Raw genomic sequence first — 13,561 nt, 5'->3', positions numbered from 1 at the left:
GGCTCGCAAATTTGACCCCGTATCGGCGTTCAATTTTGACCCCTTCGCGCGGCGTGGTTTGAGGGTAGCGCTCGACTCGTCGGAGCTGGCCGGGATTGCGGAGACGAGACGAGCGCGGGTGGCGTGATCGTCGTCGCGGCTTTTGAAGCGCCAGCTGTCGTTACCGGTTTCGACGATGTCGCAGTGGTGGGTCAACCGGTCGAGCAGCGCGGTGGTCATCTTGGCGTCGCCGAACACGCTGGGCCATTCGCCGAAGGCGAGATTGGTGGTGACGATGACGGAAGCACGCTCGTAGAGCCGGCTGACGAGATGGAACAGCAACTGGCCGCCGGATTGGGCAAAGGGCAGATATCCGAGTTCGTCGAGCACGATGAAGTCCATCCGGGTCAGATGTTCGGCAAGCCGGCCCTGACGTCCGTTACGGGTCTCGATCTCGAGGCGATTGACGAGGTCGACCACGTTGTAGAAGCGACCGCGGGCGCCGGATCGGATGCAGCTTCTGGCGATTGCGATGGCCAGGTGGGTTTTGCCTGTGCCGGTGCCGCCGACGAGCACGACGTTGCGCTGCTGGGCGATGAAGCCGCCGCCGGCGAGATCATTGACGAGCGTCTGATTGATCGGCGTGCCTTCGAACTGGAAGTCATCGAGATCCTTGGCCAATGGCAGCTTGGCGATGGTGAGCTGGTACTTGATCGACCGCGCCTGCTTCTCGTTGATCTCGGCGCTGAGCAGGTCGCCGACGATGTGCTGAGGTTCGTGCTGGCGCTTGACGGCCGTCGCCATGATCTCGTCGAAGGCAGCCCTCATTCCGTAGAGTTTGAGCTCACCCATGAGGTCGAAGATTTGGGTTCGTTCCATCAGATGGTCCTCCGGAGGTTGTCGTAACGGGCGCAATCGGCGATCGGCGCATGGCGGAGCGTCAGTGCCGCCGGCGTCATAATGTTGGCCGGTGCAGCGGGTTCGCGTTGGCGAGCCAGGATGTTGAGAACGACGTCAGCGGAATGAACGCCATGAGCGATCGCCTCGGCGCAGGCGGCTTCGACCGCCGACAAACCGTCCGTCAGCACCGCATTGAGGATGTCGACCATCTGTCGATTGCCGTCGTCGGTGCTGGCGAGCCTGCGCCGGATCCGTTCGATCGCGGCCGGCAACACCCAGTCCTTGAAGGGTGCGCCGTTACGTAAGGCCCCGGGTTTGCGCGCGAGCACCGGCACGTAGTGCCAGGGATTGTAGGTCGTCTCGCCGCGTCCGAACGATCGCGGATGCTCCGCAACGATGCGCCCGTCCTGACGGATCACGATGCGATCGGCATAGGCTTGAACTTCGACCGGGCGCCCGACGGCGCTGGCAGCGACCGAGTATTTGTTGTTGTCGAAGCGCACCAGGCAGGTCTTCGAGACCGATGCCGGCACCGCGTGGAATCCGTCGAACCGGCCAGCATAGGGAACGAGCTTGGGCCGCTCGGCTTCGAACACCTCCCAGACCGTCTGTTCGGCCAGTTCTGGATGTCGGTGCGCCTTGGCGTAGGCGATGCACTTATCCAGAAGCCACGCGTTCAACTCGTCCAGGGTTTTGAACCGCAGCCGTGGCGTGAAGAACCGTTCCCGGACCAGCCCGACCTGGTTCTCGACCTGACCCTTCTCCCAGCCCGACGCCGGCGTGCAGGCGACCGGATCGATCAGATAGTGGCTGCACATCTGCAGGAAGCGGCGATTGTAGCGGCGATCCTTGCCGACGAAGATCGTCTCTACCGCCGTCTTCATGTTGTCGTAGATGCCGCGGCTGCAGGTACCCTTGAACAGTGCGAACGCCCGGTCGTGGGCGTCGAATACCATCTCCTGCGTCTCCCGCGGATAGGCCCGCACGAACAGCATGCGGCTGTGGCACAGCCGGACATGAGCGACCTTCACGATCGCCGTCACGCCGTTGAGGAGAACGATCTCATGGCTCCAGTCGAACTGGTAGGCTTCGCCCGCCGCAAAGCTCAACGGAACATAGGCCGCCGCGGTCGATTGCCCGCGCTCCTTGCTCCAACGCCTGGCGTAACGCCGTACGGCATCGTAGCCGCCGTCATAGCCGCGTCCGCGCAACTCTTCGAAGATCCGGATCAGCGTCAGCTGTTCGCGAGCCGATTTGGCCGCGTTCGCCGCCAGCAGTTCATCAAGCTCCGCCGCCCAACGCCCGAGTTTGGGGCGCGGCTGGATCGAACGCTCATACTCGAACAAGGTCTTGCCCGACCTCAGCACCTTCCGGACCGTGTTCCGCGACACCTTCAGGTCACGGGCGATCTCCTTGATCGTCTTGCCCTTGATGAAGTGTTCGCGCCGTATCCGCGCAATCGTCTCCACGATCAGCATCCCCGACCACCTGCTTCATGACAAAGCAGGCAGCGCAACAGCCAACCTGTAGGGGGTCAATTTTGGACGCCGATCCCCCGGCTTACGGGGTCAATTTTGCATGCCGAATGACAAAGAAGGGAAGGGAGTCGGGAGGTGCATCTGATAACGAATAGCAATGCGCCTGTAACGTCGACAGTAGCCCTTAAAATGATTTCCTCAGTTCGTCTTGAGGGCCGACTCATTTGCCAGAGGAAAATCGTTTTATTCACTTGCAGAATCCGCCGCAAAGTGATTCGCGACCGTCGTTTTTTCTCGCGACGCGCCCTGACTTTCGACAAAAGCTTGAATTCACGCATCAATCGCAACTCCGTCCATAAAAAATAATTGTTGCGAACACGAGTCAAAAAACAGAGGAAGTATAGGGGACAGTTTTTAGGATGAACGGCAGTGTCCGATCGTTCTGCAAAGATTACCCAGGCTGAGCTAGAACGCGCTATACGCGCGGTGAAGGCGCAAGGTCTTGCCATTGTCAGGATTGTCGCGCGCCCCGACGGCTACGCAATCGAAACCGCACCTGCTCTGCCCGCCGTAACCCGGCGCAAACCAGTGCTGTGAGGAGCGATATGCCAAAGCGCCGCCCGCCTTACCTGCACTCGGAGCGCACGCGCCACGGCGCACGCGTCTGGTATGTACGCCGGCATCATGGCGGACGGATCAGACTACGCGCCGACTACGGCAGTGCGGCGTTCTGGCAGGAATACAGAGCGGCGCTCGACGCCGCGCCAGCCCTTGTCGCATCGGCAATCGGCAAAAGCGGCACGTTGAAGTGGGCGCTGGATCGTTATCGCGCGTCATCGGCGTGGGCCACGCTGTCATTGGCGACGCGCCGGCAGCGCGAGAACATCTTCCGCCGCGTGATTGAGACCGGCGGCAAAACACCGCTCACGGAAATCGACGACGATGTTATCCGCGACGGCCGGGAGCGCCGCGCGGCCACGCCGCATCAGGCGAACAGCTTCATCAAGGCCATGCGTGCATTCTGCGCGTGGTGCGTTGAAGAAAAGCTGATGACAAAAAACCCTACTAGCGGCGTGAAACTTCTTACCGGCCCTAACGACGCAGACGGATTTCATACTTGGACGCAGGCGGAGCTGGATCGTTTCGAAGCGCGTTGGAAGGTCGGCACGCGCGAACGGCTGGCCTTCGACGTATTGCTTTATACCGGACTGCGCCGCGGCGACGCCGTACGCGTCGGCCGCCAGCATGTGAAAGATGGCGTTATTAGCATCCGCACCGAGAAGCATGCGCGCGGCAAGGCGGGTGAACTGGTTGCCATTCCGATTTTGGCACCGCTCGCGGCGTCACTCGCGGCCACGCCCACCGGCGAACTGGAGTTCCTGATTAACGAGCGTGGCCAGCCATGGAGGAAAGAAAGTTTCGGCAACTGGTTCCGCGATGTGTGCCGCGAGGCCAATTGCCCCGGCTCGGCGCACGGCTTGCGCAAGGCGGGCGCAACACGCGCAGCCGAGAAGGGCGCGAGCGAGCGTCAACTGATGGCGATCTTCGGCTGGACGACGGGCAAGATGGCACAGCACTACACACGGTCTGCTGATCGTGCGCGGCTGGCGCGCGACGCCGCGCAACTGCTGTTGCCAGTACAAGCAACGAACGAAAAACGCCCGCACCTCGCCGACGGTGCGGGCGAAAATCCAAAAATAGCTGGAAAATCAGTGGAGTAGTCGATGAATGGTGCCCAGGGGCGGAATCGCACCTGTGCGTGATAGGTGCGGCCGTCGGACTCGCGCCGGATGTCGGCGACCGCGAAGCGGAAATTGACCAGCCGGTGAGCGGTGAGCGTCAGCGGCGCATCGTCGAGAGCCTGCAACACCGCGCCCGCGATGGCGTGCGCCTCGCTCTGGCCGCCCTGACGGGAGCGCGCATGAAGCGTGATCTGGTGCTCCTGTGTCGGCCCCTCGTCCACCGAGGAGTCTGTCACGCGCGCTTCGCCGATCGAGACATAAGGCAACAGCGCCCCGCGCGGCGGCTCGTCATAGACCCGCTTGCCGCCGAGTAGGGCATGAAGGCCGCTGTCGGCCGCAAGCGCATCGTGAACAGCGGCGCGGAGCGCTGCATTGGCGCTGGTCATGGTGATGTCCTTTTCCGGGAATGCGTGAACGATCAGAGCGCGTGTATGCGATAGCTCGCGATCATGGCGCTGACGCTGGCCGGCATCATCGCGACGCTCTGGCCGATGGCGATAAGGCTGCGGTTCTCATACCAGTGCGCGGTCAGCGTCCGCACCGCATGGCGCAGCACGTCAGGCACATCGGAAGCGGCCTCGCCGAATCCAATTTCGACATCGAGTTCGATGCCGGCGCTGACGCGGCCCGGCAACATCCAGACGGATGAATTGATGACGCCCGCCGCCTTGTCGAGAACGAACGTCCCGGCGTCGATCGGCGTAGCGATCCCGGCAGAATTGTAGACGCGCGCCGCGGCGAGCGCCCGCAGCGGTCCCCGGCCCGGCTTGATGCGGCCGTCCTTCGGCCACTGGTCCAGCACGACCCGCCAGGTCTGCGCGATCAGGGCGCAGCGCGTCATCGCCTCGACATGGCTTCGCGCCGCCGCGATCAGCGACGCGATGACCGTATCATCGTCATCGTTCTCGGCGCGCAGGAAGCTCTTGGCCTCCTCGACCGACCATGGTTCGACCGCGGGACCGGTCAGGAGTATCGACGGCATCGGATGTCCTCGCTGTGGCGACGCATATGTTGACAGGCACGCGACGCGATGGCTCTCATCGCGGCATGATTCCAAAATTCATTCGTTTAACTACGGTCGCGGCGGCCGTGATGCTGACGCACCCTGCTTTTGCCATGGTCGGAGGCGGCGGCGCGCCCTCGCCCGCGTTGGCGAACGCCGTCGTCACCATCGTGGGCTCGCGCGGCTCATCCTGCACCGGCACGCTGATCGCGCGCGATATCATCCTCACCGCCGCGCACTGCATCGCGACCGGCGTCGCCACCAAGATGGTGGACTACGGGAGCCAACCTCCGCGGCTGCTTGATATCAAGCGCGTGGCCGCGCATCCGCAGTTCAACCCGCAGAACGTGCTCGCGCACCGCGCCACCGCCGACATCGGCTTGCTGCAACTCGCCGCGCCGCTCGCCGTGCAACCGGTTCGAATCGGCGGCGCGCTGATGCCGATCAATGTCGGTCAGCGCCTCACCGTCGTCGGCATGGGCGTCGCAACGCCGGGCGACGGCCGCAGCGGCGGCGTGGCCCGCGCGGCAAGCCTCGCTGTAACCGGGAAGCCCGGCACCTTGCAGATCCGGTTGGTGGACCCGGCAACCCATAATGCGCGCGCGGGCCTTGGCGCTTGCACCGGAGATTCCGGCGCGCCAGCGATTCTTGATTCCAGCGGCGGCGTCATCGTCGGCGTGGTGAGCTGGTCGACGGGCGCGAACAATGCGTCAGGCTGCGGCGGCCTCACCGGCGTCACGCCGCTGGCGCTCTATCGCGACTGGATTCTGAAGACGGCGCGAAGCTGGACGAGGCCGTGAGCTACGTCGGCTTGAAAATTCCACGATCGAGGTTAATCAAGCACATGCCGGCATCGCCGGATTGCGGTAACCACCGCGAGGATGCAATAGCCTCAATTTTCTTGCGAGCCTCGTCGGGCGCAACAGCGAGCGTGAGCTTGGCTGCCTGCAGCTGGGCCTGCATGTTAGGGTGGTGGTAAAGCGCCATCAATGCTCGTCGTTGATCGCCTGGGCGCCCTTTCAATTCGTTCGAGACTTCCATCATTCGATCAAAGAGACGATTGAATTTTGTGAGTTCGTGGCCGAGAAGCGCATCGTCCTGTGCGGCAGTGATTGCCGCAAATCGACCGACCAGCTGATCGACGGGCATAGCATCGAGTCTGATTTTCCTGAAGATCATGGCTTGAGAACCCCGAACATGACCAACGCACCGAGACCGATCTGCCGACGCTCTTCCCAACTCTTATCGCGCAAATACTCCCTTGGCGAAAGATAGTTGAAATTAACGTTCCGCGTCCCATACCACCCCGTGATCCGATAATGCGTCAGGCGCGGGATGCTGACAAGATTGGACGGATCATCGATTTCGCTGCGCGCGAAGCCAAACCGTTCGGCCCAGGTTTGCTCGACGATGTGATGATCATCATAACCCGGCCGATATTGCCCCACGCCCTGCTGTAACTCTTCAAGCGATTTCGGTTCGTCGCGCGCAGCCTGAATGAGGGCGTGATAGTCTTTGAGCCATTCTACATTATTCATTGTCCCGGCATACGCAACTGCGACCGGGCCGCTGTTTCTCGCCAGCCAGCCTGCCGCCGCGCGAAGATATTTCGTTCTTTCGGCACTGGTTGTTGGCCGCTGCTTCGGAATCTCCGGGGGCTCGTCCAGTGGCGGACCTTGGTTGTGCCCAATCCCCGGCCGCCAATCTCCCGCGAGTTGCACACCGTCGATCGTGTTGTCGCGCGGCGTGATCTCAAAGAGACCGAGGCTGCCTCCTCCTGCGCCACCATCCGTCCACTGGCCTCCGTCCGGATTGCCCGCCGGCACGCGCGGCTGGTTCGGATTGTATTTCCGGGCCAGGGTCGGAAATGCTTTTCAACGTCTGCGCCGGGCGGGAGAAACCGCGCGGCGTCGGGACGAATCCAACGGCCGCCATCCGGCTGCAGCCACCGCAATTGCTGATGGCGCAGCCAGGCGTCATGATGCGATGGCATCGAAAATGTCCTTGATGAAGAATGCGTCCAAAACGCAGAACGGCGCGCCAGAGAAGCGCGCCGCTGAGTTTTCAGGTCATGCGCGGGACCTGCGCGAAGACGCGCTTCGCGCGCTTATCCGGCCATGACGCATGATGCAGGACCGGCGACCTTCCTCAGCTCGCCGCGAACTTCATCAGCTTGATGGCGTCGAAGTCCTGCACGCCGCCGCCGACGCGCTTGGTCGTGTAGAACAGCACGTAAGGTTTCGCCGAATACGGATCGCGCAGCACGCGCACCCCGGCGCGGTCCACCACGAGATAGCCGCGGCGGAAATCGCCGAACGCGATCGACAGCGAATTCTCGGCAACGTCCGGCATATCCTCGGCCTCGACCAGCGGGAAGGTCATCAGCGAGGCGCGTCCGCCGGCCTGCGCCGGCGGCTGCCACAGATAAGAGCCGCCGGTATCCTTGAACTTGCGGATCGCGGCTTGCGTCTTGCGGTTCATGACGAACGCGGCATTCTGGCGATAGCCGGCCTTCAGCGCATAGACCAGATCGACCAGCGCATCAGACGGGTTGCTCGACGCGAACGCGCCGGCCGCGCCGCTGGCGACGAAACCCAGCTTGCCCCACACCCAGGAGCCGTTGGCGACGGTTTCGGATTGCAGGAAGCCCTTCGGCTTGTTGGTGCCGTCGCCATTGACGAAGGCCGCGCCTTCCTGCACCGCGAATGTCAGCTCGACCTCCTGCGCGATCCACTCGTCGATGTTGACGGCGGAATCATCGAGCAGCGTCGCGGTCGCCGCCGGCATGGCGTAAAGCTCCATCGCTGGAAAGCTCAGGGCATCCAGCGTCGGCGAGGTGGTTTGCGTTCGCGAATCCGTCTCACCGACCCAGCCCGTGGCGGGGACCGCGGTCATGAACGGCTTCTTGTAGACATTGCCCGAGATGGTGCGAACCGACGCCAGCGCGCGGATCGGCGAGATCGCCGCCAGCCGCTGCCCGATCTCGTGCTCGAGTTCGACCGGAACGAGATAGCCGCCGTCCGGATTGGAGCCCGCCGACATCGCCTTGGTCTCCAGCGCGCGCAAGGCGCCGGCTTCCCCGCCGCGAACGTAAGCCTCGAAGGCGCTTTTGTGCTCGCGGGAGGCCGCATCGCTGAGGACACCGGTGCGGCCTTCGAGCGCCGGACGGGCGTGCTTGAGCGCCAGTTCATCCATGCGCCTGTGCTGGGCGTCGAGCGCGGCATTGATGCGATCGACCTTCTCCTCCAGCAGCACGTCGCCGCGCTTCTGCTCCAGCCGCGCCAGGCGTTCGTCGTTGGCCGCCTTGAATTCCTCGAAGGTGACGCGGAGGTCGTCGTAGCCGCCGCGCGCGGCGCCGCCGGACTTATGCTCCGGCGCCATGTCGGTGATATCGAAGTCCATTCATTCTCTCCTTGGTCAAAATAACTTCGCCCCCCGTCGTGCCTGACGCTCAAGACTTGTTTGAAACTCGAGACTTGCGCGCGGGTGTGCGCTAGAATGGCCCCCGGCAACGGCAGCACGTCGAGGCGAACCATGCGATTTCTGATCTTTGTCTGGATAACCCTGGCCGTCGCCGCGACCGCCAGCGCGTGGTATGCGATGCAGCCCTCAAAGCGAGGCGCCGCCTGGTTCTGGATCGCCGTCTGCGTCGTGTTGCTGGCCACGTTCGCGGTATCGTTCGTGATGCTGAGCGCCAGCTCCGAAAAAACGCTGCTGTCGATAGCGCTTTATTTCCTGAACTGGGGCATGGCCGCCGGCGGCGCGGCGATCTGCGTCGGAGCCATCGCAGGCCTTGCACTTGGGCTGGCGTTCAAGTGGTGATCCGGGCTCCTGACCGCGTATGCATCGCGCCTTGCAGCGCGGCGCGCCGTGCTTCCCTGCCGCGCAGCGACATCACCACCGGGCGCGGGCGGAGCGACGGCGCCGGTTCATCCGCGGCCTGCCTCATGCTCCGCCACTTGCGCTCGGCTTGCGCCCGCGCGGTTGAGCACGACGATCGGGACGACGCCTGCTTCACCGCGCGGACACGCGCTCCCGCCAGCAGCGGAAACGTGACGATGGAAATTTCCCACAGGTCGACCTGATAGAGGTGACGCACGCGCGTGCGCGGGTCGATCCGGCCGCGCACGGTGCGATAGCCGATCGACAGTCCGTCAACCGCGCCGGCCTCGACCAGGGCGATCAGTTCGCGCGCGCGCGTCACGTCGGGAATCAGCTTTCCCCGCGCCTACAGGCCGCGAAAATCTTCGTACAGTTCGAGCCAGACCCCGACCGGCTCGGCGGGATCGTGCTGGAACAGCATCGGTATCCTGCGCAACCCCCGCGCCTTCAGCGTCTGCGTGAACGCGCCGGGCATCATCATGTCGCGCGCCTGGTCGATCTCGCCGAACAGACTGGCGTAGCCTTCGACCGTGCCGTCGCCGGAGAACGACAGACGTGACACAGATGACAGCGGAGCGTGCATGATCGGCCTCGCAACGGGCAAGGGAATGGGATTCTTGAAATTTGAAGACGGCGCGTGGCGCGCTGCGCGCTCTTGCGAAGCGCCGGACGTCACCGGATGAACGTCATCCCTTGCGGCTGCGCTTCACCGGCTTGCGCCGCGCCTGGGATTTCGCGCGGGGCGCGCGGGCGGCCGGCGGCTTGCGCTGGGCGCGATCAAGATGCGCGAGAAATTCGCGGAACACGGTGAGATGATCGCGCGAGGATTTTGTCTCGGTGCCGAACGAGCGTAACACGCTGTGAAGGGTATCCATCAGTCCAGATCCTCTTTGAGATTTTCGGCGCGACGATGCGCCGTGCGGTTGAAGCGCTGCAACTCGCGGACGAAATCGTCGAAACGGCGCGAGGCCGCCGACAGTTCGCGAAGCGCGAACAGCAGACCGGCGCTCGCGGCGCTGGCCCATAGAAACAGCGCGAGATGCGCGAGATCACCGCGATCGCTGAAGATGCGGATGAGATCAGACATGACGACATTCCTGCGTTTTTCCCCTTGCGGGAGAGTGACGGTTCACTCCAGGCGGTCGCCGCCCTCGATCGGCGCATAGCCGACCGCTTCACGCTTCTCATTGAGCGTGAGAAAGGCCGCGTTGCTGACTCGTTCCCACAATGCGGCACGATCGGAGGCGAGCGCGTCGATCCTGTCGGTGTCGACGACGATGCGAATGCTTTCGCCGAACTGCGGCGACAGCCACTGCGCGAACGAATTTCCGATACGCGACGCCAGCGGCAGCACGGTCTGACGAAAAAAGCAGCGATTGGCTTCCAGAAACGGGCTTCACCTTTTCCTCACTGGCGCGCAGCCGCGTCACCTCCCCCAGCGTACGGGCGAGACTGGCCAGCGTGCGGGCGCGGCGCTCGGCCTCGGTGCGCTGCTGCGGTTTCAGATGACTGCCGCCGACGATCACCTCGATCAGGGACAATTCGCGCTCGATCGCGCGCGTTACCCTCTCGATCAGAAGCGCGCCCGTCGCCGGCGGCGGATCGTCGACACGCTCGACCGCGGTGCGCTTGATGCGCGGGCTGGGCTGATCCTGGCGCCGCACGGTTGTTCGCCGCGTGCGCTGCCGGCTCAATCCGGCCTTCGCCGCGCTATCGTCATCATCCACGATGATTGGCGCGTCATCCACGTAGCGCGTGGTGGCGGCGATCGTCGCCTTGCGCGCGGCGACGGCGGCGCGTGTCTTGCCCGCTGGCGATGCGCCAGCCGCGCTCCGCTTTGTCGCTGCTTCCGTCTTCGCCTTTTGCGCCTTTGATGTCGATGCCGGCGCGAGCGGCTTGTTCCGAACTGAGGGCACCTTCTTCGATGCAGAGGCAACGCGCCCCGCCGCCGGCTTTCGTGCCGGTTTGCCGGTTCGCGTCGTACTCATGAAGATCAAAACTCCCTTCAAGCGGAACCGGTCCCGCCGAGCTTCCGGACTGAGATGAGACGTTGAGAATTTCCGTCCCAGGGACCGACGTCACCCCCGGCCGTCCAAGCAACAATCCTGTCCGACAGTTCTTAAGTCGAATTCACTGGTGGACGAATACGAGCCACACTACGCAAAGGATCAACGATGCCAGGCCGATGCTGATGGTCAACAACAACAGGGCGGAGGGCTCAAGCTCGGGCTGCCGCATCTCCATGGATGGTTGCGCAGTTTGACTGCGTTCTTCCGTCGTCATTCTCGTTCTCCCCTTGCTCCTACGATCCAAGCCTTTCGCTCGAAAAACGCTCGTATTTAATCAAGAGCAACGTCGGACCCCTTTGCGAGGTTCCGGGCAAAGGGTACGCGATAGATCGCTTGAGTTCGCATCCGGGTCCCAGGCAATCCCTTTCGGTTCCCTCGGCCGTCCAAGGGAACGGATGGCGTAAATCGGGGGGAAGCATCGCCGTGGATATCTCGGCGCAACTCTGGAGCATGGCGTAAACCTACTCCGGCAGCGTCACGCTTGTCAAGGTATTTTTTCCTAGGGAAATTTACCCATCGCGGAGGCGCCTTATTTCAGCAAGCCGTTCAACCCGTCGAAGCGGTCTTTCAGCGAACCGCCGATGCCGATGACGGCGGCGACGATGACGATGCTGATGCCGGAGGCGATCAGCGCATATTCGATCGCCGTCGCGCCTGATTCGTCCCACAGAAATTTCGACGCAAACCGTGCAAGGCGACGCAATGTCAACTCCGCTGTCTGGATCCGCGATTGTTTCCGCGTTCCTTCCTCGCAACTCAACTTAAAGATGAAAGATTGCCCAGACCCTAAACGACGCCCTGAATGAATGTTTAAGGCGGGGAGCATTTTCGCTTCTGGTCAGATCAGAAGCGAAGCTCCAGACTGTTGTTTTGACGCGTTTTTTTCTTCACGCGAACCGGTTTCCACTTCGCTCGAAAACGCTATAACGACGAAACCCGCCGTGCCGATCAGGCCGAAGGGCCGGCGAGCGGCCGTTCCTCCATTCGCATCAGCAGCAGCGCGGCTCCCGCCAGCATCGCAGCCGTGGCGGCGAACACATAGCGAAATGCGGTCGTAAGGTCGGAGGCTGAGATCGTAGCCCCGCCACCGCGCTCATTGCCGATCGAGGCATCGGTTCCCAGCGCCATTAGCAGGATGGCGGCGAATGCGGCGACGGCAAACGAGGAAACCAGCGCGCGAAAAAAATTCATCGCCCCGGTAACGGTGCCGACCTGCTGACGCGCCACCGCATTCTGCAACGATACCACGCTGACCGGAAATATGGTGCCGAGACCGAAAGCGAACAATGATAGCAACGCCAGCAGCGGCCATAGCGGCATCGTCACCATCGCCATAATCGCAGCCACGATGGCTGCAAACGCCGTTCCGAATACCGCCACCCGCTTGTAATGGACGGTGCGCGTCATGGTGCGGCCCGCAAGCATCGCGCCGCCGGTCGAAACCGCTGCGATCGGAATCAGCGCCAGTCCGGATTCGCTGGCGCTGAGATGGTGGACGATCTGATAGTACAACGGCAGATGCACCGTAATCCCGATGATCGCGCCGAGCGCGAGGGCGCCTGCCGCTATCGCATAGGGAACCACGGTGCCCCCTATCAGCGACAGCGGCAAAAATGGTTCGGACGTCTTGCCCGCGTGCCGGACAAAGACCGTGGCCAGCACAAGCGAGGCGCCAAGCACGGCGGCGATTTCCGGCGACAGCCAGGCGAAGCGACTGCCTCCCCATGTCAAGACCAGCATGAATGCCACTGCCGATGCCATCAGCAGCAGCCCGCCGGTCCAGTCCACTCGGCGGCGGCGGTGGAATACCGGAATCTTGCCCATTTTCGGCAACAGCAACACCAGAGAGACGAGACCGAGCGGCACGTTGATCCAGAAGATCATCGACCAGTGCAGGTGCTCGGCGAACACGCCGCCCAGCACCGGTCCCGCGATGCCGGCCGCGGTCCACACGCCGCTGAAATAAGCCTGATACTGACCGCGTTCCCGTGGAGCCATCACATCGGAGATAACTGTCTGCACCACGGGCAGGATGCCGCCGCCGCCGATGCCCTGCACTCCGCGCGCCACGATCAGCGTCGCCATGTTCGGCGCCAGTGCGCACAGGACCGAGCCCATGATGAATAAACCGAGCGCGGTGACGATCATGGAGCGTCGACCGTAGATATCGCTCAACGTGCCGAACAAGGGCGCGACCGCGGTCGAAGCCAACAGATAGGCCGTGATGATCCACGACAGGGTGGTAACATCGCGGAACTGGCGGCCGATGGTCGGCAGCGCGGTTGCGACAATGGTCTGGTCAAGGGCGGCAAGGAACATGGTCAGCATCAGGCTGGCCACAATGGTGCGAACCTCGGCCCGGCTCAGCGGCCCGGGTGTCACGACCGGCCGCGCATCGCCGTTACCGTCAGCCTCGCCCGGACCCGCCGCGGCTTCGGGAGCGGTATCGCCGGGTAGAATCGGGGAATCGGACGGACCCGGACCCAAACGCTCGAATGTATTCATGCG

16 protein-coding genes and 3 pseudogenes are annotated in these 13,561 nt (G+C 63.1%); 5 read left to right on the top strand and 14 right to left on the bottom strand.

Annotated elements, in window-relative coordinates; translation table 11 throughout:
• Both istB and istA read right to left on the bottom strand, forming a co-directional pair.
• Positions 1–858, bottom strand: an 858-nt coding sequence (gene istB / locus NB311A_RS14850; protein WP_009797880.1) for an IS21-like element helper ATPase IstB, incomplete at its 3' end; no start/stop codon positions are given.
• Positions 858–2,357 carry an IS21 family transposase gene (gene istA / locus NB311A_RS14845; RefSeq protein WP_009796680.1) on the bottom strand — a complete coding sequence of 500 codons (1,500 nt, stop codon included), beginning with the start codon at positions 2,355–2,357 and terminating at the stop codon, positions 858–860. The genes istB and istA, both read right to left, overlap by 1 nt.
• A 429-nt stretch (positions 2,358–2,786) precedes the next feature.
• Between istA and NB311A_RS22085 the strand changes: the two genes are divergently transcribed.
• Positions 2,787–2,954 carry a hypothetical protein gene (locus NB311A_RS22085; protein ID WP_165475269.1) on the top strand — a complete coding sequence of 56 codons (168 nt, stop codon included), beginning with the start codon at positions 2,787–2,789 and terminating at the stop codon, positions 2,952–2,954.
• Positions 2,955–3,160: 206 nt separating this feature from the next.
• Positions 3,161–4,078 (top strand): tyrosine-type recombinase/integrase, encoded by a 918-nt coding sequence (locus NB311A_RS14840; protein WP_245257007.1) that lies wholly within the window; start codon positions 3,161–3,163, stop codon positions 4,076–4,078.
• A gap of 20 nt (positions 4,079–4,098) precedes the next feature.
• On the opposite strand, the pseudogene NB311A_RS20725 reads toward NB311A_RS14840, so the two are convergent.
• Both NB311A_RS20725 and NB311A_RS14830 read right to left on the bottom strand, forming a co-directional pair.
• A pseudogene (locus tag NB311A_RS20725) lies at positions 4,099–4,485 on the bottom strand (DUF3168 domain-containing protein); the annotation flags it as partial.
• 32 nt (positions 4,486–4,517) lie between these two features.
• Positions 4,518–5,081 (bottom strand): head-tail connector protein, encoded by a 564-nt coding sequence (locus NB311A_RS14830; protein WP_009799439.1) that lies wholly within the window; start codon positions 5,079–5,081, stop codon positions 4,518–4,520.
• Between the two features lie 110 nt (positions 5,082–5,191).
• On the opposite strand from NB311A_RS14830, the gene NB311A_RS14825 reads away from it, so the two are divergent.
• Positions 5,192–5,902, top strand: a complete 711-nt coding sequence (locus NB311A_RS14825; protein ID WP_207382386.1) for a trypsin-like serine protease — start codon at positions 5,192–5,194, stop codon at positions 5,900–5,902.
• Position 5,903: 1 nt separating this feature from the next.
• On the opposite strand, the gene NB311A_RS14820 is transcribed toward NB311A_RS14825, so the two are convergent.
• The 3 genes from NB311A_RS14820 to NB311A_RS14810 form a co-directional block, all read right to left on the bottom strand.
• On the bottom strand, positions 5,904–6,281 hold the full coding sequence (locus tag NB311A_RS14820; RefSeq protein WP_009799437.1) for a DUF2019 domain-containing protein: 378 nt from the start codon (positions 6,279–6,281) through the stop codon (positions 5,904–5,906).
• Positions 6,278–6,928, bottom strand: coding sequence for a hypothetical protein (locus tag NB311A_RS14815; protein WP_009799436.1), 651 nt, complete (start codon positions 6,926–6,928; stop codon positions 6,278–6,280). Before NB311A_RS14815 ends, NB311A_RS14820 begins: the two co-directional genes overlap by 4 nt.
• Positions 6,929–7,250: 322 nt before the next feature.
• On the bottom strand, positions 7,251–8,504 hold the full coding sequence (locus NB311A_RS14810) for a phage major capsid protein (protein WP_009799434.1): 1,254 nt from the start codon (positions 8,502–8,504) through the stop codon (positions 7,251–7,253).
• A gap of 132 nt (positions 8,505–8,636) precedes the next feature.
• Here NB311A_RS14810 and NB311A_RS14805 point away from each other — a divergent pair, with 132 nt between their 5' ends.
• Positions 8,637–8,924: a hypothetical protein gene (locus tag NB311A_RS14805; protein ID WP_245257006.1), complete on the top strand. Its 288-nt coding sequence runs from the start codon at positions 8,637–8,639 to the stop codon at positions 8,922–8,924.
• Here the strand turns inward: NB311A_RS14805 and NB311A_RS14800 are convergent.
• From NB311A_RS14800 to NB311A_RS20715, 4 genes and pseudogenes are all read right to left on the bottom strand, one after another.
• Positions 8,914–9,567 (bottom strand): annotated as a pseudogene (locus NB311A_RS14800) (HK97 family phage prohead protease). The gene NB311A_RS14805 and the pseudogene NB311A_RS14800 overlap by 11 nt on opposite strands.
• A 103-nt stretch (positions 9,568–9,670) precedes the next feature.
• A complete protein-coding gene (locus NB311A_RS14795) occupies positions 9,671–9,859 on the bottom strand; it encodes a hypothetical protein (RefSeq protein ID WP_009799429.1) in 189 nt (62 codons plus the stop codon).
• Positions 9,859–10,071 carry a hypothetical protein gene (locus NB311A_RS14790; RefSeq protein ID WP_009799428.1) on the bottom strand — a complete coding sequence of 71 codons (213 nt, stop codon included), beginning with the start codon at positions 10,069–10,071 and terminating at the stop codon, positions 9,859–9,861. Before NB311A_RS14790 ends, NB311A_RS14795 begins: the two co-directional genes overlap by 1 nt.
• A 42-nt stretch (positions 10,072–10,113) precedes the next feature.
• A pseudogene (locus tag NB311A_RS20715) lies at positions 10,114–10,374 on the bottom strand (phage portal protein); the annotation flags it as partial.
• Here NB311A_RS20715 and NB311A_RS22080 point away from each other — a divergent pair.
• On the top strand, positions 10,361–10,858 hold the full coding sequence (locus tag NB311A_RS22080) for a hypothetical protein (protein ID WP_165475268.1): 498 nt from the start codon (positions 10,361–10,363) through the stop codon (positions 10,856–10,858). The pseudogene NB311A_RS20715 and the gene NB311A_RS22080 overlap by 14 nt on opposite strands.
• 256 nt (positions 10,859–11,114) lie before the next feature.
• Here the strand turns inward: NB311A_RS22080 and NB311A_RS22075 are convergent, their stop codons facing one another.
• The 3 genes from NB311A_RS22075 to NB311A_RS14775 form a co-directional block, all read right to left on the bottom strand.
• Positions 11,115–11,267, bottom strand: coding sequence for a hypothetical protein (locus NB311A_RS22075; RefSeq protein ID WP_009799425.1), 153 nt, complete (start codon positions 11,265–11,267; stop codon positions 11,115–11,117).
• 315 nt (positions 11,268–11,582) lie between these two features.
• Complete coding sequence (locus NB311A_RS22690) at positions 11,583–11,762, bottom strand: Flp family type IVb pilin (RefSeq protein ID WP_009799424.1); 180 nt, start codon at positions 11,760–11,762, stop codon at positions 11,583–11,585.
• Between the two features lie 239 nt (positions 11,763–12,001).
• Positions 12,002–13,558 (bottom strand): MDR family MFS transporter, encoded by a 1,557-nt coding sequence (locus NB311A_RS14775; protein ID WP_009799423.1) that lies wholly within the window; start codon positions 13,556–13,558, stop codon positions 12,002–12,004.
• Positions 13,559–13,561: the final 3 nt, after the last annotated feature.

Origin of the sequence: Nitrobacter sp. Nb-311A (assembly GCF_000152905.1) — a bacterium.
Classification (GTDB): domain Bacteria; phylum Pseudomonadota; class Alphaproteobacteria; order Rhizobiales; family Xanthobacteraceae; genus Nitrobacter.
The sequence above is the reverse complement of the archived record's forward strand: the minus strand, read 5'-3'. Positions and strand labels throughout refer to the sequence as shown.